Annotated in this window: 19 protein-coding genes and 1 riboswitch; of the genes, 9 read left to right on the forward strand and 10 right to left on the reverse strand. The window is 70.8% G+C overall.

What is annotated here, in order from left to right; all coding sequences use genetic code 11:
- Positions 1 to 32: 32 nt before the first annotated feature.
- Entirely contained in the window at positions 33 to 407 is a 375-nt protein-coding gene (locus tag OG841_RS18520) for a hypothetical protein (protein ID WP_328640463.1), read from the reverse strand.
- Positions 408 to 563: 156 nt separating this feature from the next.
- Positions 564 to 731, forward strand: a riboswitch (cyclic di-AMP (ydaO/yuaA leader).
- Positions 732 to 739: 8 nt separating this feature from the next.
- Between OG841_RS18520 and OG841_RS18525 the strand changes: the two genes are divergently transcribed.
- Together OG841_RS18525 and OG841_RS18530 are read left to right on the forward strand one after the other, a co-directional pair.
- Complete coding sequence (locus tag OG841_RS18525) at positions 740 to 1,873, forward strand: C40 family peptidase (RefSeq protein ID WP_328640462.1); 1,134 nt, start codon at positions 740 to 742, stop codon at positions 1,871 to 1,873.
- A gap of 119 nt (positions 1,874 to 1,992) precedes the next feature.
- A complete protein-coding gene (locus tag OG841_RS18530) occupies positions 1,993 to 2,976 on the forward strand; it encodes a tellurite resistance/C4-dicarboxylate transporter family protein (RefSeq protein WP_371566156.1) in 984 nt (327 codons plus the stop codon).
- On the opposite strand, the gene OG841_RS18535 is transcribed toward OG841_RS18530, so the two are convergent.
- Positions 2,954 to 3,307: a hypothetical protein gene (locus OG841_RS18535; protein ID WP_326665331.1), complete on the reverse strand. Its 354-nt coding sequence runs from the start codon at positions 3,305 to 3,307 to the stop codon at positions 2,954 to 2,956. The two genes, OG841_RS18530 and OG841_RS18535, sit on opposite strands and share 23 nt — an antisense overlap.
- 458 nt (positions 3,308 to 3,765) lie before the next feature.
- Between OG841_RS18535 and OG841_RS18540 the strand changes: the two genes are divergently transcribed.
- Positions 3,766 to 4,827, forward strand: a complete 1,062-nt coding sequence (locus OG841_RS18540) for a C40 family peptidase (RefSeq protein ID WP_328643627.1) — start codon at positions 3,766 to 3,768, stop codon at positions 4,825 to 4,827.
- Positions 4,828 to 4,830: 3 nt separating this feature from the next.
- Here the strand turns inward: OG841_RS18540 and OG841_RS18545 are convergent, their stop codons facing one another.
- Positions 4,831 to 5,556: a response regulator transcription factor gene (locus OG841_RS18545; RefSeq protein ID WP_328640460.1), complete on the reverse strand. Its 726-nt coding sequence runs from the start codon at positions 5,554 to 5,556 to the stop codon at positions 4,831 to 4,833.
- Entirely contained in the window at positions 5,553 to 6,878 is a 1,326-nt protein-coding gene (locus OG841_RS18550) for an ATP-binding protein (RefSeq protein WP_371566158.1), read from the reverse strand. Before OG841_RS18550 ends, OG841_RS18545 begins: the two co-directional genes overlap by 4 nt.
- Before the next feature lie 143 nt (positions 6,879 to 7,021).
- Here OG841_RS18550 and OG841_RS18555 point away from each other — a divergent pair, with 143 nt between their 5' ends.
- Positions 7,022 to 8,500, forward strand: coding sequence for a PspC domain-containing protein (locus OG841_RS18555; protein WP_328640458.1), 1,479 nt, complete (start codon positions 7,022 to 7,024; stop codon positions 8,498 to 8,500).
- Positions 8,487 to 8,744, forward strand: coding sequence for a hypothetical protein (locus OG841_RS18560; RefSeq protein ID WP_328640457.1), 258 nt, complete (start codon positions 8,487 to 8,489; stop codon positions 8,742 to 8,744). The genes OG841_RS18555 and OG841_RS18560 overlap by 14 nt, the downstream gene beginning before the upstream one ends.
- A gap of 119 nt (positions 8,745 to 8,863) precedes the next feature.
- Here the strand turns inward: OG841_RS18560 and OG841_RS18565 are convergent, their stop codons facing one another.
- Together OG841_RS18565 and OG841_RS18570 are read right to left on the reverse strand one after the other, a co-directional pair.
- On the reverse strand, positions 8,864 to 9,394 hold the full coding sequence (locus OG841_RS18565; RefSeq protein WP_328640456.1) for a DoxX family protein: 531 nt from the start codon (positions 9,392 to 9,394) through the stop codon (positions 8,864 to 8,866).
- A 107-nt stretch (positions 9,395 to 9,501) separates the two neighbouring features.
- Complete coding sequence (locus OG841_RS18570) at positions 9,502 to 10,791, reverse strand: hypothetical protein (protein WP_326665346.1); 1,290 nt, start codon at positions 10,789 to 10,791, stop codon at positions 9,502 to 9,504.
- Between the two features lie 218 nt (positions 10,792 to 11,009).
- Between OG841_RS18570 and OG841_RS18575 the strand changes: the two genes are divergently transcribed.
- Positions 11,010 to 11,909 carry a DUF4429 domain-containing protein gene (locus OG841_RS18575; RefSeq protein WP_328640455.1) on the forward strand — a complete coding sequence of 300 codons (900 nt, stop codon included), beginning with the start codon at positions 11,010 to 11,012 and terminating at the stop codon, positions 11,907 to 11,909.
- 14 nt (positions 11,910 to 11,923) lie between these two features.
- On the opposite strand, the gene OG841_RS18580 is transcribed toward OG841_RS18575, so the two are convergent.
- On the reverse strand, positions 11,924 to 12,730 hold the full coding sequence (locus OG841_RS18580; RefSeq protein ID WP_328640454.1) for a class II aldolase/adducin family protein: 807 nt from the start codon (positions 12,728 to 12,730) through the stop codon (positions 11,924 to 11,926).
- 140 nt (positions 12,731 to 12,870) lie between these two features.
- On the opposite strand from OG841_RS18580, the gene OG841_RS18585 reads away from it, so the two are divergent.
- Complete coding sequence (locus OG841_RS18585; protein WP_328640453.1) at positions 12,871 to 13,338, forward strand: pyridoxamine 5'-phosphate oxidase family protein; 468 nt, start codon at positions 12,871 to 12,873, stop codon at positions 13,336 to 13,338.
- 3 nt (positions 13,339 to 13,341) lie between these two features.
- On the opposite strand, the gene guaA is transcribed toward OG841_RS18585, so the two are convergent.
- Positions 13,342 to 14,919: a glutamine-hydrolyzing GMP synthase gene (gene guaA, locus OG841_RS18590; RefSeq protein WP_328640452.1), complete on the reverse strand. Its 1,578-nt coding sequence runs from the start codon at positions 14,917 to 14,919 to the stop codon at positions 13,342 to 13,344.
- Positions 14,920 to 15,235: 316 nt separating this feature from the next.
- Between guaA and OG841_RS18595 the strand changes: the two genes are divergently transcribed.
- Positions 15,236 to 15,490 carry a chorismate mutase gene (locus OG841_RS18595; protein WP_069762883.1) on the forward strand — a complete coding sequence of 85 codons (255 nt, stop codon included), beginning with the start codon at positions 15,236 to 15,238 and terminating at the stop codon, positions 15,488 to 15,490.
- 576 nt (positions 15,491 to 16,066) lie between these two features.
- Here the strand turns inward: OG841_RS18595 and OG841_RS18600 are convergent.
- On the reverse strand, positions 16,067 to 17,173 hold the full coding sequence (locus tag OG841_RS18600) for a hypothetical protein (RefSeq protein WP_328640451.1): 1,107 nt from the start codon (positions 17,171 to 17,173) through the stop codon (positions 16,067 to 16,069).
- Positions 17,174 to 17,387: 214 nt separating this feature from the next.
- On the opposite strand from OG841_RS18600, the gene OG841_RS18605 reads away from it, so the two are divergent.
- Positions 17,388 to 18,410: an LPXTG cell wall anchor domain-containing protein gene (locus OG841_RS18605; RefSeq protein ID WP_328640450.1), complete on the forward strand. Its 1,023-nt coding sequence runs from the start codon at positions 17,388 to 17,390 to the stop codon at positions 18,408 to 18,410.
- A gap of 104 nt (positions 18,411 to 18,514) precedes the next feature.
- Here OG841_RS18605 and OG841_RS18610 read toward each other — a convergent pair whose 3' ends face one another.
- The gene (locus OG841_RS18610; protein WP_328640449.1) at positions 18,515 to 20,293 is read right to left on the reverse strand and encodes a GMC family oxidoreductase; all 1,779 of its coding nucleotides are present in this window, start codon (positions 20,291 to 20,293) and stop codon (positions 18,515 to 18,517) included.
- Between the last annotated feature and the right edge of the window lie 17 nt (positions 20,294 to 20,310).

Raw genomic sequence — 20,310 nt, forward strand, 5'->3', positions numbered from 1 at the left:
CCCCGCCGCCGCCCCGAGAACATCCACTCGGATCAGAGCCCGATGATCTTCCAGACCTGGCCGCCAGGCGCCTGCCCGCCCTTGGTCGTGACGTCGGCGAGGAGCCCGCTGACGTGCATCTCGCCGGCGTCGGGCCGGTCCAGGGGCCGACGCGCAGCAGCCTGCCGACACCCCGCACCCCGGCCTCCGGCCTCCGGCAGGGCGTAGGTCTCGACACCCCAGGCCTCGCCGTACAGCGCCCGAGGGGAGCCCCTGCACCAACCGGCGGTGCTTCCACGCGCCCCGACCCGGTAGATCTTGGTGACGGCAGAGCGGAGTCCGACGCAGGTCCGGCTGGTCCGGCCCGCCTCGGCGACGCCGCGACACGGGTGGGCAATGCCACTCCGAAGAAAATACGCCCAAGCCATGGCAGATCACTCCGGATCGGCCACGCGGAGCGACGCATGAGGCCAAGGTCACGAAAATGTATCGGGCATATCGAACATCAACCTTCACAGGGGCCACACCCGTTGGCTACCGTTCGGGCAGGCCGTACGACCCCCACCGGCGAACGTCGCCGGGCCGCACGGCCTCCGCCGAGTCCGCAGCGCCGCCGCGCGCCCGGAGCCGGGGACCCACCGAACTTGGGGTGAATCGGCCGACTCCCGCTCAGGGAGCGCCGTAGGGCAAACCTTCCGAAGCATCTCGCCCGAACCCGACAGCTAACTCGGCAGGCGGAGCACGGAAGGAGTCGCCTCCCTTGGCGTCGCACCGCAAGTCGCGTCCCGTGGGTACGCGCGTAGCAGGCATACGGACCCCGGCCCTCGCGACGGCCGCCCTCACCTCCGTGGCCCTGCTGTCCCAGTCGGCGAACGCCGCGCCGGCCGATGACAAGCCGAGTCTCGAAGAGGTGGAGAAGAAGGTCGACGACCTCTACCGCCAGGCCGAGTCGGCGACCGACAACTACAACGCGGCCAAGGAGAAGACGGCCACGCAGCGCAAGCAGGTCGACACGCTGCTCGACGACGTCGCCCGGCGCACCGAGAAGCTCAACGAGGCGCGGGAGGAGCTCGGTTCCTTCGCCGCCGCCCAGTACCGCACCGGCGCCGCGGCCCCCGACACGGCCACCTTCCTGCTCGCCGACACCCCTCAGGACTACTTCGACCAGACGCAGTTGATGGGGCGTCTGACGAACCGCCAGAAGGGCGCGGTCGACGACTACGTCTCCGAGCAGTCCGCGACGATGAAGAAGCGTCAGGAGGCCTCCCAGAGCCTTCAGACGCTCACCGAGACGCAGAGCGACCTGAAGACGGCCAAGGCGACCGTCCAGAAGAAGCTCGCCGACGCTCGCGAGATGCTGTCGGAGCTGACGGCCCAGGAGAAGGCGCGGCTCGCGGCGCTCGAGAAGCAGAAGCAGGAGGCGGCGGCCCGCAAGGCCGCCGAGCTGGCGCGGCAGCAGGCGGCCGCGGAGAAGGCCGCGCAGGAGGCCACCGCCCCACAGGAGAGCACGTCGACGGCGACCGACTCCTCGTACGCCACCAAGGCCGCCAAGGCCCTCGCCTTCGTCCGCGCGCAGATCGGCAAGCCGTACGTCTGGGGTGCCACCGGGCCCGACTCCTACGACTGCTCAGGCCTCACCCAGGCCGCCTGGAAGGCCGCCGGAGTCGACCTCCCCCGCGTCACCTACGACCAGGTCAACGCCGGCACCACGGTCTCCCTCGCCGACGCCCAGCCCGGTGACCTGGTCTTCTTCTACGACGACATCAGCCACGTCGGCCTCTACATCGGCAACGGCATGATGATCCACGCCCCCAAGCCGGGCGCGTACGTCCGCGAGGAGTCGATCTACTACGACGGCGAGTCGGCGATCCACAGCGTGGTGCGCCCCGCCTAGGCACCGCCGGTCACCAGCGCGCGGGCGGGACTCCTTCGCCCGCGCGTATTTCCGCGATTTCCGCACGCGCGCGTGCGCGCCCCTCCGGATCGGCAGGCGGAGCTTCCTAGCATCGGCACATGTCCGGTACCTCCCCGCACTCTCCCCTGCGCGTCTGGTGGACGCGGCGCCCGCCCGCGGCCGGGGCCGCCGTGATGGCGACCGGCATCGTGTCGGTCGGGCTGCATCTGGCCGACCACGAGACGCTGTCCCGGGTCGCCCTGGTGATCGGTTGTGCGGCCTGGCTGGGGCTGGCCGCCGATGTCGCCGTACGCCTGCTGCGGGAGCGCGCGCGATGGTTCGCGGACGCCGGGACACCGGGCGCCCTGACGGCCGTGGCGGCGACCACCGTCCTCGGCACCCGCTTCTCCGAGCTCGGCCGTCACACCCTCGCCGAGGCGCTGCTGGCACTGTCCGCGCTGCTGTGGCCGGTACTGATCATGCTCGTCGTCAAGCACGGGAAGCGGCGGATGCCCGGCGGGGTGTTCCTCGGCTGTGTGGCCACCCAGGGCCTCGCGGTCCTCTGCGCCACGCTCGCCGCGGCCGAGTCGGCGGCATGGCTCGCGCACACGGCGCTCGTACTGTTCTGGCTCGGCCTGGTCCTCTACGGCCTCGCGCTCTTCCGCTTCGACCTGCGCCAGGTGCTGGAGGGACCGGGCGACCAGTGGATCGCGGGCGGCGCGCTCGCCATCTCGGCGCTCGCCGGCTCGCAGCTGATCGCCGCCGACAGCGCTCGCCTGTACCTGTGGAACGACGACGACCACGGCGTCCTGCGGGCGGTGACCGTCGCCCTGCTGGTGCTCGACCTGGCCTGGTACGCCGTACTGCTGGTGGCCGAGTTCGTGCGCCCGCGCCCGCGCTACGACGCGCGCCGCTGGGCCACCGTGTTCCCCATGGGCATGACCGCGGCGGCAACCCTGTCGGTCTCCGCCACCCTGGATGTCCCGTGGCTCGAGACTCCGGGTGAGGTGCTGCTGTGGATCTCGGTGGCGGCCTGGGCGGCCGTCGCCGTGGGGGCGGTCGACTCCGCCCGTGCCGCCGTCAGGTCCACAGCACCGCGATGAAGATGTTGGCCGTGGTCAGCGCGCCGACCAGGCCGAACAGGCTTTTGTCCACTGTCTCGTCGTCCCGCTTCACATAGACGAGGCCGAGGATCACGATCAGCAGGGCGAGCTTCACGCCGATCTTGATGTTGTTGACGTGCTGGTCGTCGGCCTGGTTGAGGCCGACCAGGATCACCCCGGTGACCAGCATCGTCGCGGCACCGTGCAGCATCGCGGGGACGAATCGGGCGGTGCCCCGGCCCATCGCCTTCATCTGCGTGAGGAACCCGCCGAGCAGCGCGGCGATGCCGATGATGTGCAGGCCGACGAAGAGATGGATGAGTACGTCCATGAGGCCGGAGCCTATGCCGGGCCGCGAGCCGCACCCGCACCGGCCCCTTGAGAGATCTTGCATATATGCGGCCCATAGCATTCGGCACCCGCCCTGGGTCCCGGAATCCCGACTTCGGTCAGCGCACCGCGCGAAGTCGACGGAGCCGGCCCGCGATCACGGTCACCTTCGGTCAACCGGCGGTCCCCTGGCGGCAGTTCCGCACAACGCGTTACCTCCCCGTCACGGTCAGGTTTAGCGTCCTCCACCAGGTGACCGGCTCCCCACCGCCGCCCGGGCCAGGGGCGGCAGTCGGCCACCACCGCCGAGAAAGGTCCGGCGGCGGCCCGCTCCCCTGTGCAGGCCGCCGCCGGACGCGCACACCGCCCCGGGCGGTCGTACGGCCGCTCCCCCTGGCGTCCGTACGTCCGTGAAGCCCGGGACGGGCGGGCGGTCGAGGAAAGGACGTGCAAGTCCACGTGGCAGCGCACCGCAAGTCCCGCAGGCGCTCGGCCGGCGGCCACACGGTCCGTACGGCAGCGACGATCGCCCTCGCGGGGGCGGCGACGGCGACGGGCTTCGACGGGACCGGACACGCCGAGCCGCAGCTCACACCGACCCAGGTCAAGGCGAAGGTGGACCAGCTGTACCAGGAGGCCGAGGCCGCCACCGAGAAGTACAACGGCGCGAAGGAGAAGGCGGAGGCCGCCGAGACCCGGCTGGGCACCCTGCGGGACGAGGCGGCCCGCAGGACGGAGCAGCTCAACGAGGCACGGGACGCGCTGGGTACGATCGCCGCGGCGCAGTACCGCGGCGGCGGCCTCGACCCCGCGATGCAGCTCGCGTTCACCGACGACCCCGACCGGTACCTGGACAGCGCCGAGTTCGCCGAACGGGCCGGTACCCGTCAGGCCGCCTCCGTGGCGGACGTACGCCGGCAACTGCGGGAGATCGAGCAGTTGCGTGGGGCCGCGCACGTCGAGCTGGCCTCGCTGAAGTCGCGTCAGGCTGAGCTGAAGCGCCACAAGCAGACGATCACCGGAAAACTGGGCGCGGCCCGCCGGCTGATGTCCCAGCTGCCGGCCGGGGAACGGGCGGGGTTGCAGGCGGGCGGGGACCGCGCCTCCCGGGCCGCTTCGGGCGCGCGCGAGGATCTGACGGCCCCCGGCGCGGCCACCGAGGGAGCCCCCAACTCCCGTGCCGCGGAGGCCGTTTCCTACGCCTACTCCAAACTGGGCAGCCCCTATGTCTGGGGCGCCACCGGCCCGGACGCCTTCGACTGCTCGGGCCTCATCCAGGCCGCGTACCGCTCCGCGGGCATCTCCCTGCCCCGCACGACCTACGCGCAGATCGGTGCCGGCCAACGCGTCTCCCGCTCCGAACTCCTCCCGGGCGACCTGGTGTTCTTCTACTCGGGCATCAGTCACGTCGGTCTTTACATCGGCGACGGCCGGATGATCCACGCCCCGAACCCCTCGGCGCCGGTGCGGGTGGCACCGATCGACGAGATGCCGTTCGCGGGGGCGACGCGGGTGGGGTGACCGTCAGACCAGCCGCCGAGCCGTGGCCCACCGGGTCAGCTCGTGCCGGTTGGACAGCTGCAGCTTCCGCAGCACCGCCGAGACATGGGACTCGACCGTCTTCACCGAGATGAACAGCTGCTTGGCGATCTCCTTGTAGGCGTAACCGCGCGCGATGAGCCTCAGCACCTCCCGCTCGCGCTGGGTGAGACGGTCCATGTCCTCGTCGACCGGCGGGGCGTCGGTGGAGGCGAAGGCGTCCAGGACGAACCCGGCCAGGCGGGGCGAGAAGACGGCGTCGCCCTCCTGGACGCGGAAGACGGAGTCGACGAGGTCCGTGCCGGTGATCGTCTTCGTCACATAGCCGCGCGCACCGCCGCGGATCACTCCGATCACGTCCTCGGCCGCATCCGAGACGGACAGGGCGAGGAAGCGGACGGGCTGTTCGGCGTCGGCCATCAACGGGGCGCAGCGACGCAGCACTTCGACCCCGCCGCCGCCCGGCAGGTGGACGTCCAGCAGGACGACCTCGGGGCGGGTCGCGGTGATGACGGTGACGGCCTGGTCGACGTCCGCGGCCTCCCCGACCACCTCGACACCGGTCTCCTCGGTCCGGCCGATCTCGGCCTGGACACCCGTACGGAACATGCGGTGGTCGTCGACGAGGACCACGCGCACGTGCCGCTCGCCCGCGCCGCCGGCCGGCGTCGGTTCTACGGGGTCCGTGTTCGCCCCGGTGGGGTCGCTCATGACGTCTCCGCCCTCTCCATCTCCAGCTCGACCTCCGTGCCGCCGCCCGGCACCGCACGCAGCCGAGCCGTGCCGCCATGGCGCTCCATGCGGCCGATGATCGATTCTCTGACACCCATCCGGTCGGCGGGTATCGAGTCGAGGTCGAAGCCGGGGCCCCGGTCCCGGACGGACACGAAGACCGTCCGGCCCTCGACTTCGGCGTAGACCTGTACGGCGCCGCCCTCGCCACCGTACTTGGCGGCGTTGACCATCGCCTCGCGCGCGGCCTGCATCTGCGCGCCGGTTCTCTCGTCGAGCGGGCAGTCGCCGACGACCACGACCTCTATGGGGACGCCGTGCTTGTCCTCGACCTCGGCGGCATTGCGTCGCACGGCGTCGGCGAGCTCGGTGGGTTCGTCGGCCTCGTCCTTGCCGGTGCCCTCGGGTTTGTACAGCCAGGTGCGCAGGTCGCGCTCCTGGGCGCGGGCGAGGCGGCGCACCTCGTTGGCGTTCTCCGCGTTGCGCTGGATCAGGGTCAGGGTGTGCAGCACCGAGTCGTGCACGTGGGCCGCGACCTCCGCGCGCTCCTGGGCGCGGATGCGCATCAGCCGCTCCTCGGAGAGGTCCTGGGTCATGCGGACGAGATACGGCCCCGCGAGGAGCGTTATCCCGACGAGGACCGCGAGGGCCGCCTGCAGGACGGAGCCGAGGTGGGCGGCGGAGCCCTGCAGGACGAAGACCCCGGAGACACCGGCGGTGACGAGGAGGACACCGCCCGCGGCACGCAGCAGTGTCAGGGTGCGCCGGCGGCGGCCCACCTCCATCCAGCGGGCCCGGCGGGCGTTGTCCGCCTGGCGCCAGACGAGGGCCACCCCGGCGCCGACGAGGACGACCGGCCAGAGGTAGGCCTTGGCACCGTTGCCCACGTTGACGTTGCCGACGAAGACCATGGCCACGACGACCATGAGGAGCAGGGCCACGATCTGGCCCTTGTCGGGGCGGCGGGCGACGAGTCTGCGGCGGCCGTCCGGCGAGGTCTCGGTGGACACCAGGGACGGGGACCGCTGGCCGCCGACCCCGCCCACGCCGAGCGGCACGAAGAACCAGAACGCGGCATACAGCAACGCACCGAGCCCGTCCGCCATGAACAGGCCGACGAAGACGAGCCGCACCCAGATCACGGGCAACCCGAGATGCCCGGCGAGCCCCCGCGCCACACCACCCAGCCAGCGTCCGTCACTGCTGCGGTAGAGCTTGCGCGGCGGCCGCGGTTCGACGAGTGGCGCTGTGGCGGCTTCCGGCATGCCATCGATGGTCACACGGCCGGGATGCGGGGGCATCAGGGTTGGCCCCCGAGACTCCCCTGATCTTCGACCGGCGCGCCGCCCGAACGCTTCCCTCCCCCCTTCTCAGGGCCGATATCAGGGTCCGGCCAGGGTCGTTCCGACTCCCGCCACGCCCCCGCGACCGTCACCATGGACACATGACAGATCACCAGCACGCCGCGGGCGCCGGATCCGGCGGAGGCCCGGACCCGGGCACCGGCCCCGGCGCGGGCACGCGGAAGGAAAAGGAAGGAGGCACACCGGCGGACCCGCACACCGAGACCCTCGGGGGCCGGACAACGACAGACGCCCCCGCCCCGCCCACCACTCCCCAGGGCACGGCCCCCGCCGAGGACGCGCCCTCCGCCCCCCTCCGCTTCCGGCGGGACCGACGGCACAAGTTGCTCGCCGGGGTGTGCGCCGGACTCGGGCGGCAGTGCGACATGGATCCGGTGATCTTCCGGATCACGCTCACCGTGCTGTCGGCGACCGGCGGCATCGGCCTCATCTTCTACGGCTTCGCCTGGCTCCTCGTCCCCTACGACGACGAGGACGAGAACGAGGTGCGCAAGCTGCTCACCGGCCGGGTGGACGGGCAGGCCCTGACCGGCGTGCTGTTCGCCCTGGTCGGCTGCGGGGTGTTCCTCACCATGCTGAGCAACACCAGCGTGCTGACCTTCGCCGTGGTCCTCTCCCTGCTCCTCGCGGGCGCCGGGTACTGGTCGCGCAACCGCGGCACCCCCGACCCCGACCCGCTCTCCGCACAGGCCGTCGCCGACGCCCCGCCGGAGGCCCAGGCCCCGCCGGTGCCCGCCGGCTACCCGTCCTGGTGGCGCGACCCCATCGTCAAGGACGGCACGCATGTCGGCGGCACGGGCTATCTGTGGGGGCCGGGAGACTCCCGCGACCGCGACGTCGCGGCGGCCGTCAACATCGGCCTGGGCGCCCCCTGGAGCCGACGCGAGGACATCCGCGCGGCCCACACCCGCGGGCCGAAGCCGCGCGGCCCCCGCTGGATCGGCGGCTGGGTCTTCCTCCTCGCCCTGCTGGCGGGCGGCCTCGGCACCGGAGCGACGTGGGAGCACCACGCCCTGGGCACCAGCCTGCAGACCGGTCTGTCCTGCGCGCTGATCGTGCTGGGTCTGGGCATAGCGATCAGCTCGTTCCTGGGCCGCACAGGAGCGGGCTCGATCTTCCTGGCGATCGTCACGGCGGGCCTCCTCGCCACCGCCGCCGCTCTTCCGAAGGACATCACCACCCACTGGGTCCGCACGAACTGGACACCGGCAGCCGTGCGGGACATCCGTCCGGAGTACGAACTCGGCACCGGCGTGGGCACCCTGGACCTGTCCCACGTCGATTTCACGAAGGGCCGGACGGTGACCACCCAGGCCGACGTCGGAGTGGGCCGGCTGGTGGTGATCGTGCCACCCGACGTGACCGTGCATGCGGCCTTGGACGTGGGCGTGGGCGACATCCAACTGCCGGGCGACGACCAGGAGGACGTGGACGTGGCACCGGGCAAGCGCAAGGAGGTCACCCTGACACCGGTCTCGGGCGCCAAGAACAGCGGCACCCTCGACCTCGATCTGCGGGTCGGCATCGGCCAGGCGGAGGTGAGCCGTGCTGCGTCATGAGTTCCGACCGGGAAAGCTGGTCGCCGGGTGCTTCCTGACCCTCGCGGGCATCACCTACGCCGGTGACGCGGGCGACGCCTGGGACACCCCGTGGTTCGCGGTGATCCCCATGGTCGTGGGCGGCCTGTGCCTGGCGGGCGTGGTGGGCCTGCTGACCCGGGCCATCCGCAACCGACGTGACAGCCGCCGTCCGACCACGCCCCCGGAGGTCGACCAGTCGCCCCAGCCGCCCGTGCCCCACTGATCACGAGCGGGACGGCTGATCACGAAAGGGACGGCTGACCAAGACGCCTCCCCGGTGCGGAGACGACCCGCACCGGGCAACCGCCCCCTCCCCGCCACCGGTGGCTCCGCCGACCGGAGCTACCGGTACGCTCCCGCCCGCTGCCGTCGTCGGGCCCGCAAGGCGGCATCCACGGAGAACACGGAGGCGCCCGCGAGGACGAGGGGCAGCCAGGCCATCAGGTAGGCGAGGTCGTTGCCGTAGTAGTAGGGATCGGAGCTCCAGCTCACGGTCAGCCACAGGCTGAGCGAGATCAGCGCACCGCCCAGGGCTGCCAGGCGGGCGAGGATGCCGAGCAGGGTGCCGATGCCGACGGCGAGCTCACCGAAGGCGATGGCGTAGCCGAAGCCGACGGGGTTCTTCAGGGACAGGTCGACCAGTGCGGGGATGGCCGAGGAGTCCCGGACGCCGCGCATCATGTCGCCGATGGAGCCCGAGCCTGAGCTCTTCATGAAGGCACTGTCGGTCAGCTTGTCCAGGCCCGCGTAGATGAAGGTGACACCGAGGAAAATGCGCAGCGGCACCAGGGCGTACTGGCTGATGCTGTCCCGCCAGGACCGTTCTTCGCCGTAATAGGGGGCGTGCGTGTCCGTACGAAAACTGTGAGTCATCGCTTCGAGCCGCCTCTCACCAGCATGCCGAGACCCCTCACCAGACGATACGCAGGAAGGAGCCGCGGTGCTCAATGCGACGTCAAGTTTGTGCGTACCCCTGCCGTTCAGTCCGTCACATCGATCGCGTACCGGTTCGTCTCCGCCCCCGCGGCCGTCACCACCTGCACCTCCACCCGTCCCGGCTCCACATCCGCCGGCACCGGCACGGTCAGCACCTCGTCCGTGGGGTTGCTGAAGCCCCCGGCCACCGGTACCAACGGCACGTGTACGTTCACCGGCCCGATCCGTACCACCATCCGGGACAGCCGATCGGCCCGCTGGGCCCCCGGCGGCACGAACCCGGCGCCCCGGATCTCGATGTCGTCGCCGGTACGGATCGGCCCGTCCAGATCCCCGGCCTCCCGCGACCGCACCACGGACAGGATCACCGGCCGCCCGCCCTCCGCGTACTTCCCCGCCACATAGGTGGCCGCGGACACCAGCACCACCACCGCCAGGCCCCACGGCAGATCCGGCAACTGGTCCGGCCGCCGGGCGAGCCGTACACCCGCGAACAGCAGAGCGACCGCGCCGATCACGACGTACTGGATGTCGGCGAAGGTCCCCCGCCCGGAGTCGTCCGTCAGCAGGTCGGCGGCGCGGGGCCGATCCGCCCGTACCTTCTGCAACCGCTGCCCGAGCACCCGCAGCCCGACGACCCGCCGCACCAGAACGGCGATCCCGCAGACCACGGCGAGCACGGTCACCACACCCGCGCCGCGGGCGAGTTCGAGCCCGGAGAGCAGCGCATCCCGCTCACGACCGTCGGAGGCCGCGGCCAGCCGCCCCACCAGCACCAGCACCGCATAGGCGACGAACAGCACCCACGCCACCGCGACGGCACGCGAGGTGGACAGCCGGTTGTCCTCACCGATGACCGGCGCGAGCACCCCGCCCCGCGCCCGGTGGAACCACGACGCCGCGGTCAGCGACCCCGCCACCACGAGCGCCGCGACCAACCCGGCCGTACGCGCCGCGGTCCAGCCCGCTCCGATGGCCGTCAGCGCCTGGACGAGGAGCAGCACCACGACGGAGGCCCACACCGCGTACGCGGTCCGCCGCCACAGCCGCGCGAGCCAGGCGGCCCCCTCCGCCCGTCCCCGCTCGGCCACGGCCTCCGCGGACTGGGTCAGTTCCTCCGAGACCCACTGCCGGGACGCCGACGCGGAGTGCGCCACGGCCGCGGGCAGCCCCTGTCCGGCCGCGAACCCGTCCCGCATCAGGAGGAATTCGGCCACCGCGCGCCGATGTCCGGCCCGTGCCCCGTGCGGACAGTCCCCGCAGGTGCAGCCGCCTTCGTGCGCACCCCAGGGCTCGCCCCCGTCCGCGCCCTGTCTCGCTTCCTGCACCGCCACGCCCGACGCCTGCCTTCCCACGACCCTCGTGACCCACTGACCCCACACGACCTCGCGGCCCGACCGGCCGCACGATCCACAAACCCTCACGAAGAACCCCGGACAACTCCCCGGCGACAGCGAATTGTGCCCTACGGCACACCATCCCCGTCCGGCAGGTCTGGTCAGCGCGGGTGAAGCGGGGCCCGCCGTGTTGACCCGGCTGCGAGAATTTCCGTATGGCCGAGATCATCCAGCGTGACGGGACCTGGGCCTTCGACGGCACAACGGTCAGGATCACGCCGGGACTCCACCGCTCCGTGCCGCTGTTCCGGCAGACGTACGGCGAGGTCGCCGTGCCCCTGGAGGCCATTTCGGGCGTGGCGTTCGAGCCGGAACGCAAGCGCGGCCGCTTGCGGATGCGGCTGCGCGAGGGCGCGGATCCGCTGCTGCACGCGACCGGCGGACGCCTGCCGGACCCGGCGGACCCCTATCGGCTGATCGTGGACGTCGACCGCGCCGGGGTCGCCGAGTACGTGGCCGAGGAGATCCGCCGCGCCCTCCTCCTCGACCAGATCCCCAAGGAGCCGACGAAGACGTATCTGCTGCCCGGCCCACCGGTCCCGGTCTCGGTGCGGTCCTCCGACGGCACGGTCTCCTTCGACGGCACCCAGGTCCGCATCGACTGGGCCGACACCTCCGACCGCGTCAAGCGCGCGACCGGTCCGCGGATCATCGAGGTGGGGGACCTCGTCCAGGTCGAGTGGCTGCCCAACTCCGGTTACGAGGACGGTTTCATGCGGTTCGTGACCCGCGAGACGTCCTTCTCGAAACTGCCGCCGGAGAAGGACCCGTACGCCCTCGACCTGTGGGGCAGCACCCGCCGCGATCTGCTCACCGCCCTCGTCGCGACGGCGGTCACGGCCCGGCTGCCACACCCGTCCACCCGCGGCGACCTCGCGTACGACGACGAACGCACCCACCGTCCCCGGCTCGCCGCGGCCGCCGTTTCCCCGCCGGCCGACCATCACGACGTACTCCTGCGCAGACTGCGGGAGTTGGGTGAGCTGCATCGGGCCGGGGTGCTCACGGACGAGGAGTTCGCGATGACGAAGGCCGCGGTGCTGCGCGGCTTCTAGCTCATGCGGGGTTTCTAGCTCAACAGGTCCGGCTCGCTGCGGCTGATGTCCTGCCACACCGGTTGATAGTTGATCCACGCCACCAGATCTCCGCCCAGTTGCTCCCGGGTCGCCACCGCTGCCCGGTGGTCGATGAGCACCGGCCGTCCCGCCGCCCGGGCGAGCAGTTGCACCTGGCTGGACCGTTCCATCGACAGGAACCACCAGGCCGCCGCGTCCACCGAGTCCCCGACGGTCAGCAGCCCGTGGTTGCGCAGCACCAGCGCCTTCCGGGACCCGAGCGCGTCGGCGATCCGGCGGCCCTCGTCGGCGTCGACGGCGACCCCGGTATAGGCCTCGTACAGCGCGTGGTCCTCGTAGAAGGCGCAGCTCTCCTGGGTGAGGGGATCCAGGAGCTCGCCGAGCGTCGACAACGCCCGCCCGTGCACGGAGTGGCAGTGGGCGACGGCGACGACGTCGGGGCGGGCGGCGTGCACCTGGGAGTGCACGGTGAAGGCCGCCTGGTTGACGTGGTAGCGGCCGTCGAGCACCTGCCCGTCGGAGTTGGCGAGCACCAGGTCGCTCACGGTGACGTGCTTGAAGGGCATGCCGAAGGGATTGACCCAGAAGCAGTCGGTGAACTCCGGGTCGCGTGCGGTGATGTGCCCCGAGACCCCGTCCTCGAAGCCGAGCCGGCCGAAGATCCGCAGCGCACCCGCGAGCCGCTCTTTGCGGTGCCGGCGTTCCTCCTCGACGGAGTCGTGCATCGGCGGCATCGCGAACTGCAGCTTCTCGGTGGGCAGCGGCATCGGCGGAGTGGGCCCGAGGGGCGTCTCGTGCATGTGCTCCTCCAGCACTGGATTGCTTTACGGGGCGGAAGTTACCGTCGGTCAGCGCAAGAGAACAGGGGTGGTTTGTAAAGATGGCGCACACAGCGAATACCTGACAACAGATGTCGGGTATCGACGGAACACTGACCGGTATGAACTGGGCTGCTTTCATCTCCGCGGAACCCGATCTGGCCAAGACCGTCGAAGAACGCTTCGGTGCGTTCACTCACCATGTCCTCGCCACCCTCCGCAAGGACGGCTCCCCCCGCACCACAGGCCTGGAGGTCCGCTTCCTGCACGGCGAACTCTGGCTCGGCATGATGCCGGACTCGCTCAAGGCGCTCGACCTGCGACGGGACCCGCGGTTCGCGCTCCAGGCGAACCCCGGGGAGGGACAGACCATGGGCGGCGGCGATGTACGGCTCTCCGGGCGGGCGATCGAGGTCGAGGACGCCGACGCCAAGGGGGCGTATGTGACAGAGGTGGAACCGCCGGAGCCGTTCCACCTCTTCCGCACCGAGCTGACGGAGGTCGTCAGGACCTCCGTCGAGGACGAGAAGTACCTCGTCCTCCAGGTCTGGAAGCCCGGTCAGCCCTTGCGCACGATCAAGCGCACCTAGGACTTACTCCCACTCGATCGTCCCCGGCGGCTTCGACGTCACGTCGAGCACCACGCGGTTGACGTCGGCCACCTCGTTGGTGATCCGCGTCGAGATCTTCGCGAGGACGTCGTACGGCAGCCTCGACCAGTCGGCGGTCATGGCGTCCTCGCTCGACACCGGGCGAAGGACGATCGGGTGGCCGTAGGTCCGGCCGTCGCCCTGGACGCCGACCGAGCGGACGTCGGCGAGCAGGACCACCGGGCACTGCCAGATGTCGCGGTCGAGGCCGGCCGCGGTCAGCTCCTCGCGGGCGATGGCGTCGGCGTCGCGCAGCAGGTCCAGGCGCTCCTTGGTGACCTCGCCGACGATCCGGATACCGAGGCCGGGACCCGGGAACGGCTGGCGCTGGACGATCTCGTCCGGGAGCCCGAGCTCCTGGCCGACCATCCGCACCTCGTCCTTGAACAGCTTGCGCAGCGGCTCGACGAGCTGGAACTCGAGGTCCTCGGGGAGCCCTCCCACGTTGTGGTGGGACTTGATGTTGGCGGTGCCGGTGCCGCCACCGGACTCGACCACGTCCGGGTAGAGCGTGCCCTGGACGAGGAACTCCACCGCCGGACCCTCGTCCGCGATGATCTCGGCCTGGGCCTGCTCGAAGACCCGGATGAACTCCCGGCCGATGATCTTCCGCTTCTCCTCGGGGTCGGAGACCCCCTTGAGTGCGGTCAGGAAGCGCTCCTCCGCGTCGACGACGACCAGCTTCACGCCGGTCGCGGCCACGAAGTCCTTCTCGACCTGCTCGGTCTCGCCCTTGCGCATCAGACCGTGGTCGACGTACACACAGGTCAGCTGGTCACCGATGGCGCGCGCGACCAGGGCCGCGGCCACCGCGGAGTCCACGCCGCCGGACAGACCGCAGATCGCGCGCTTGTCGCCGACCTGCTCGCGGATCGCGGCGACCTGCTCCTCGATGACATTGCCGGTGGTCCAGTCGGGCTTCAGGCCGGCGCCCCGGTACAGGAAGTGCTCAAGGACCTGCTGGCCGTGCGTGGAGTGCATGACCTCGGGGTGGTACTGGACGCCGTAGAGCTTCTTCTCGTCGTTCTCGAAGGCGGCGACCGGGACGACGTCCGTGGACGCGGTCACGGTGAAGCCCTCGGGGGCGGCGGAGCAGGCGTCGCCGTGGGACATCCACACCGACTGCTCGTCCGGGGTGCCCTCGAAGAGGGTGGAGCCCGACTTGGAGACGTGAAGCGGCGTACGGCCGTACTCGCGCGCGCCGGTGTTGTCGACGGTGCCGCCGAGCGTCGTGGCCATCAGCTGGAAGCCGTAGCACATGCCGAAGACCGGGACGCCGGCCTCGAACAGCTCGCGGTCCAGACGCGGGGCGCCCTCCGCGTACACCGACGAGGGGCCGCCGGAGAGGATGATCGCCGCCGGGTTCTTGGCGAGCATCTCCGCGACCGGCATGGTGCTCGGCACGATCTCGCTGTAGACCCGGGCCTCGCGGACACGACGGGCGATGAGCTGGGCGTACTGCGCACCGAAGTCGACGACCAGGACGGTGTCGGGGGCGGCGGCGGGGTTCGCTGATGACACGGGTTGCCTTCCGGCGGTGAGCGAGGTGTGTGTGGGGCCGAGTCTACCGGGAGCCGCGGGCCCGAACCGGGGCCGAGTTCCGTCTCAGGATGCGAACCGGCTTGGACACTCCCGGGGCGCCCGGCATACTGCTCCCATGCTCCCGCAGACGACCTTCCTGTTTACCTATGGCACCCGGCCCGCCGGCTGCCATGGTCGTGCTGCTTGAGCAACTGACAAGCGACTTCCCAGGCGCCCCGGGCCGACAAGGTCCGGGGCGCCTGGTGTTTTCCGGACCGTGCCGCTCCGGGGCACCCACCCCACCCAGGAGCCCTACGTGACCACCACACCGGAAGCGACCATCGCGGACGCGCGTGAGCGCATCGACGCGCTCGACGACCGGATCATCGGTCTGATCCAGGAACGGATGGCCGTCTCGTCCGTCGTCCAGCAGACCCGTATCGCCTCCGGCGGCCGGCGGGTCCACCTCGCCCGCGAGATGGAGATCCTCGGCCGCTACCGCGAGGCGCTCGGCAGGCCGGGCACCTCCCTCGCCATGACGCTGCTCGAACTGTGCAGGGGTCGCATCTGAGTTCGGTCCCGGTCTCACCCGTACGGCGCGTGACCGGGACCCGAGGCGCTTCGTTGGAGGTGATGTCCGTGCCAGCCAGGGGCGGGCCCGCCAGAACCACGCGTGGCTCGCTGGAGCGATGAGACGTACGGATCTTGCCGTGTGTCGTGGGACCTCGCTCCAGGAAGTGACCGGACGGCAGGGGACAGCAGCCCGGTCACCAAGAGAACGGCCGGCTCCGGGGACGCCCGGGGCCGACCGGCGGGACAAGTACCGGCACAAGGCTGGGTCAAACGGTTGCGGAGGCCGTGTCCATCCAGCACGATGCCTAGAAAGCCCCCAAGTCCCTCCGCAGACAACTGCATTCGCATTGCGTCGACGTACCGCCAAAGGTCCAGACCATTCGTGCGCCCCTTGTGCGCCGGGGCGCCGACCGGGGGCATGGGCAGGCGGCGAGGACGCAGCGCACACCAGCATGGAGAGCAAGCGGCGCAACCCCCCGGCGCCGCTCCCAGGCACCGGCGCAGCCCTGACGTCGGTGCTGACGAAAGAAGGGCCCCACGGATCCGTCCCGTGGGGCCCTTCGCCTGGGTGGACTCAGACGCGGGACACCGTTCCGCAGGCTTCGTCACCGTTCGGGGCGAGGGTCCGGCTGCGGTCGTACGGGTCCGTCGTCGGCCCCGAGGGAGCCGGCCCGGTCGGCTCGGACGACGCGAAGTCCGGGTGCAGATAGCCGTCGTAGACATCGCAGGCCGAGTTGTTGATGTCCTGGTCCCAGTTCACGACCGTGAGCTTGCCCGGGGTCACCCGGTACTTGGCCGGGTCGGAGATCTCGACGTCGAGGACCCGGCGGATGATCGTGCGGGTGACCTCCGTGGAACCGTTGGTCTGGACGACCGGGTAGACGAAGGTGTAGTCGGCGTGCACGGCGACCGAAGCGTGATCACCGGCCTTCAACGTCATCCGGCCGCGCGTTTTCACGACGTCGCCGACCAGCCGGACCTCCTTGGGGTCGAAGCGGCTGAACATCCACAGCGGGTCGTGTTTCTTGTCCGGCTTGATCAGGGCGGTCTCCAGGAGCCCACGGACGTCCTTCTGCACCGGGTCCAGGACGTCGAGCGCCGCCTTCGGGCGTTCGCCGCGCAGGGTGCCCGGGTCGAGGTTGGACTCGACCAGGAGCTTCCTGGTCAGCTCCAGGGCCTGCTCGGCCTTCGCCTTGGACAGGCCGCCGACGGCCTTCGCCTCCGGTACGGCGATTCCGGCGGCACCGTCGGCCCAGCGCTTGGCGGGCGAGCCGGCGAACGGGTCGTCCAGGGTGGGGATCTCGGAGGCCTCGGCGGAGGGCGCGGCGGTCGGCGCCGCCGTCTCCTCGGGCAGCGGGGAGGACGCCGCCTCGGCGGAGGTTCCCCCGCCGAAGGGGTCACCCGGCACCAGCGAGGGCTTCACCGCCACGACGGCCACCACGACCGCGACGGCGACACCGAGGACGCCCCACAGGCCGCGTCGGCTCTTCTTCTGCCGCCAGGCCGGTCCGGTACGCCAGCCCTCCGGCAGTTCACCGCGCGCTTCCTGTCGCCGCAGTCGCTCCGTCACCTCACGGGCCCGCGCGGACGGTTCCTTGGGGGCGGAGTCTCGGATGTCCCGCTCTGAGTCACGGGCGAACCGTTCCCAGACGTCGTCGGGGATCTTGGGGTCTTCTGACACGTGAGTCAGTTGTAGGGCCTGGGAAAGCCCGTTCACAAGGAGAACTCATGTGTGACTCAGCCCACATAAGTTTTCTGTGAATGGCCGCACAACCATTCACAGGTGTCGCGGATCAAACCTCACGAACCACGGGCCCCACCCGCGCCCCACACGCGGAGGCCTCTCCCTGACGCGTGCTGCGGGAAACGCGGCACACCTGAATTCCGAGGTCTTCATGAAGCTTCGCCGTGCACTGGCCGCCGCGGCCGCGACCGCCGCGATAGCGCCGCTGGCCCTGTTCGCCGCGCCGACCGCGTTCGCGGACGAGTCCGAGTCCCCCGCTCCGACCACGACGGAGAGCACGCCCGCCGACACCACCACGACGGCACCCGAGAGCACCCCGACGGACCCGGCGACGACCCCGGCAAGCACGCCCTCAACCGGCGCGCCCTCCACGACTGCCTCCAGCTCGGCCACGGCGAGCACCAGCCCTTCCACGAGCCCGTCCGGCTCGGCCTCCGCCAGCAGCAGCCCCTCGCCGAGCGCGAGCGACGAGCCCGTCGACGAGTGCGAGGTCGACGAGGACGGCGCCCCGGTCATCAACGACAGCGACGCGCTGCACAGCTCGCTGACCGGTCTGCCCGAGAGCATCGTGGCGGGCAGCGGCTGGACGAACTTCAAGTTCAACGTGAAGAACTCCGGTGACGACACGATCAAGGACATCCAGCCCTTCGTCGGTGTCGGGGCGGTCGACTGGGACTTCGAGGAGGACTACAGCGACCTGGTCACCGTGCAGGTGAAGCAGGGCGGCACCTGGGTCGACGTGTCCACGCAGTTCGGCGAGGGCGGCTCGTTCAACGCCTTCGCCCTCGACGGCGGTGACTCCCTGAGCTACCAGCTTCGAGTGAAGGTCGACCGTGAGGTCCCGAGCGCGATCGGCATCGCCATCGGGCTCGCCCAGTACTCGGACGACAAGGGCTGCTGGGTCTCCGACGACGAGAACGCCGGCATCTACTTCTTCGAGGTCCTGCCGGCCGGCTCCGACCCCGGCAAGCCGAACGACGCCAAGCCGCAGACCGGCGGCAAGAGCCCCATCTCCGACGTCAACGACGTCGACGTGGACGGCCAGCTCGCCGAGACCGGTTCCAGCTCGGCCCTGCCGGTCCTCGGTCTCGTCGGCGGCTTCGCCGTCGTCGCCGGTACCGGTGTGGTCTTCGCGGTGAAGCGGCGCAAGGGTGCGACCGGCGCCCACGCCTGAGTCGTAGGGCCGTGAAAGCCGTACACACAGCTTGACCGCAAAAAGAAGAGAAGGACCTGTGCTCGGAGGGGGGTGCAGGTCCTTCTCTTTGGCGTTTTCGGGCTCTACGACTTCTTCGGCACCGCCGGCATCCCCAGGAACGGCAGCTTCAGCGCGCCGAAGGCCTCCGCCGGGACCGCCGGTGACGTGGGCTCGACGGGGTTCAGACGCTCGTACGCCTCGCCCTGCGCCGGACGCGGGTCCTGCTCGCCCTTGTTGGGCCAGTACGACATCGCGCGCTCGGCCTGCGCGGTGATCGTCAGCGAGGGGTTCACGCCGAGGTTGGCGGAGACCGCGGAGCCGTCCACGACCGAGATCCCGGGGTGGCCGTAGAGCCGGTGATACGGGTCGATGACGCCGGTGTCGCGGGAGGAGCCGATGGGGCAGCCGCCGAGGAAGTGGGCGGTGAGCGGGGCGCCCATCAGCTCGCCGACGTTGGAGCCGGCGAAGCCGTTGATGTCGGCGGCGATCGCGGAAGCGGCCTCGGAAGCGGCCCTGATCTGCTTGGGGTTGGGGGCGCCGTGGCCCTGGCGGGCGGTGAGCAGGCCCTTGCCGACGCCGTCCGCTTTCAGGTACGTCGTCAGGGAGTTGTCCAGTGACTGCATGACCAGGCCGATGATGGTCTTCTCCGACCAGCGGCGGTTGGAGAGGGAGCGCAGGACGAGAAGCGGGTGCTTCGCGGCGTTCGCCAGCCAGGCCATGGCCCTCGACGAGCCCTCGGCGTACGGCACCTGGAGGATCGACAGGCCGCCCATCGAGTTGGAGCCCTTGCCGTAGCGGACCGGCTCGATGTGGGTGTTCTCGTCCGGGTGGACGGACGAGGTGATGGCGACGCCCCGGGTGAAGTCGACCTTCTGCGCACCGGTCGCCCTGCGGTAGCGGCGGTTGTCGGTCTGAGCGCCCACCAGGGCCTCGGAGTTGGTGCGGGTGAGCTCGCCCAACCGGTCCGAGATGTACGGCAGTTGGCGGCCCGCCTTCATGCGGTGCAGGAGGGTCTGGGTGCCGTAGGTGCCGGCGGCGATGACGACCTGGCGGGCCTTGAAGGTGCGGCCCTTCGCCCTGCGGCGCTCATCGGTGGGGAGAGTCGCGACCGCGTAGCCGCCCTGGGAGTCGTCGGTGATCGACACGACGGAGGTGAGGGGGTGCACGACCGCGCCCGCCTTCTCGGCGAGGTAGAGGTAGTTCTCGTTCAGGGTGTTCTTCGCGCCGTGCCGGCAGCCGGTCATGCACTCGCCGCACTCGGTGCAGGCCCTGCGGGCGGGGCCCGCGCCACCGAAGTAGGGGTCGTTCACCTGCTCACCGGGGTTGGCCTTGGCGGCGCCGTCCGCGTCCTCGCCGTCCCCGAAGAACACGCCGACGGGGGCCATGTGGAAGGTGTCGCCGACGCCCATCCGCTCGGCGGCCGCCTTGAGGTGGACGTCGGAGGGGGTCATCGTCGGGTTGAGCCGCACGCCCAGCATGCGGCGGGCCTGGTCGTAGTACGGCTTCAACTCCTCCTGCCAGTCCGTGATGTCACGCCACTGCGGGTCCTCGAAGAAGGGCTTCGGGGGGACGTAGAGGGTGTTGGCGTAGTTGAGGGAGCCGCCACCGACGCCCGCCCCCGCGAGGACCATGACGTTGCCCAGGAGGTGGATGCGCTGGATGCCGAACATGCCGAGCTTCGGCGCCCAGAGGTAGTTCTTCAGGTCCCAGGAGTTCCTGGGGAGGGTCTCGCGGGTGAAACGGCGGCCGGCTTCCAGGACACCTACGCGGTAGCCCTTCTCGGTGAGGCGAAGGGCGGTGACGCTGCCGCCGAAGCCTGATCCGACGACGATGACGTCGTAGTCGTAGGTGTCCTGTGGCACGTGCTCTCCTCGTTGAG

The sequence above is a fragment of the Streptomyces canus genome, from assembly GCF_041435015.1.
GTDB classification, from domain to species: Bacteria; Actinomycetota; Actinomycetes; order Streptomycetales; family Streptomycetaceae; genus Streptomyces; species Streptomyces canus_G.

What these genes read in the sequence shown, in the direction of transcription:
- OG841_RS18575 (WP_328640455.1), top strand. Translation starts at nt 11,010, where the DNA reads ATGGCCGAGATCATCCAGCGTGACGGGACCTGGGCCTTCGACGGCACA.
- OG841_RS18520 (WP_328640463.1), bottom strand. Translation starts at nt 407, where the DNA reads ATGGCTTGGGCGTATTTTCTTCGGAGTGGCATTGCCCACCCGTGTCGC.
- OG841_RS18555 (WP_328640458.1), top strand. Translation starts at nt 7,022, where the DNA reads ATGACAGATCACCAGCACGCCGCGGGCGCCGGATCCGGCGGAGGCCCG.
- OG841_RS18565 (WP_328640456.1), bottom strand. Translation starts at nt 9,394, where the DNA reads ATGACTCACAGTTTTCGTACGGACACGCACGCCCCCTATTACGGCGAA.
- OG841_RS18585 (WP_328640453.1), top strand. Translation starts at nt 12,871, where the DNA reads ATGAACTGGGCTGCTTTCATCTCCGCGGAACCCGATCTGGCCAAGACC.
- OG841_RS18530 (WP_371566156.1), top strand. Translation starts at nt 1,993, where the DNA reads ATGTCCGGTACCTCCCCGCACTCTCCCCTGCGCGTCTGGTGGACGCGG.
- OG841_RS18535 (WP_326665331.1), bottom strand. Translation starts at nt 3,307, where the DNA reads ATGGACGTACTCATCCATCTCTTCGTCGGCCTGCACATCATCGGCATC.
- OG841_RS18545 (WP_328640460.1), bottom strand. Translation starts at nt 5,556, where the DNA reads ATGAGCGACCCCACCGGGGCGAACACGGACCCCGTAGAACCGACGCCG.
- OG841_RS18580 (WP_328640454.1), bottom strand. Translation starts at nt 12,730, where the DNA reads ATGCACGAGACGCCCCTCGGGCCCACTCCGCCGATGCCGCTGCCCACC.
- OG841_RS18605 (WP_328640450.1), top strand. Translation starts at nt 17,388, where the DNA reads ATGAAGCTTCGCCGTGCACTGGCCGCCGCGGCCGCGACCGCCGCGATA.
- OG841_RS18550 (WP_371566158.1), bottom strand. Translation starts at nt 6,878, where the DNA reads ATGCCCCCGCATCCCGGCCGTGTGACCATCGATGGCATGCCGGAAGCC.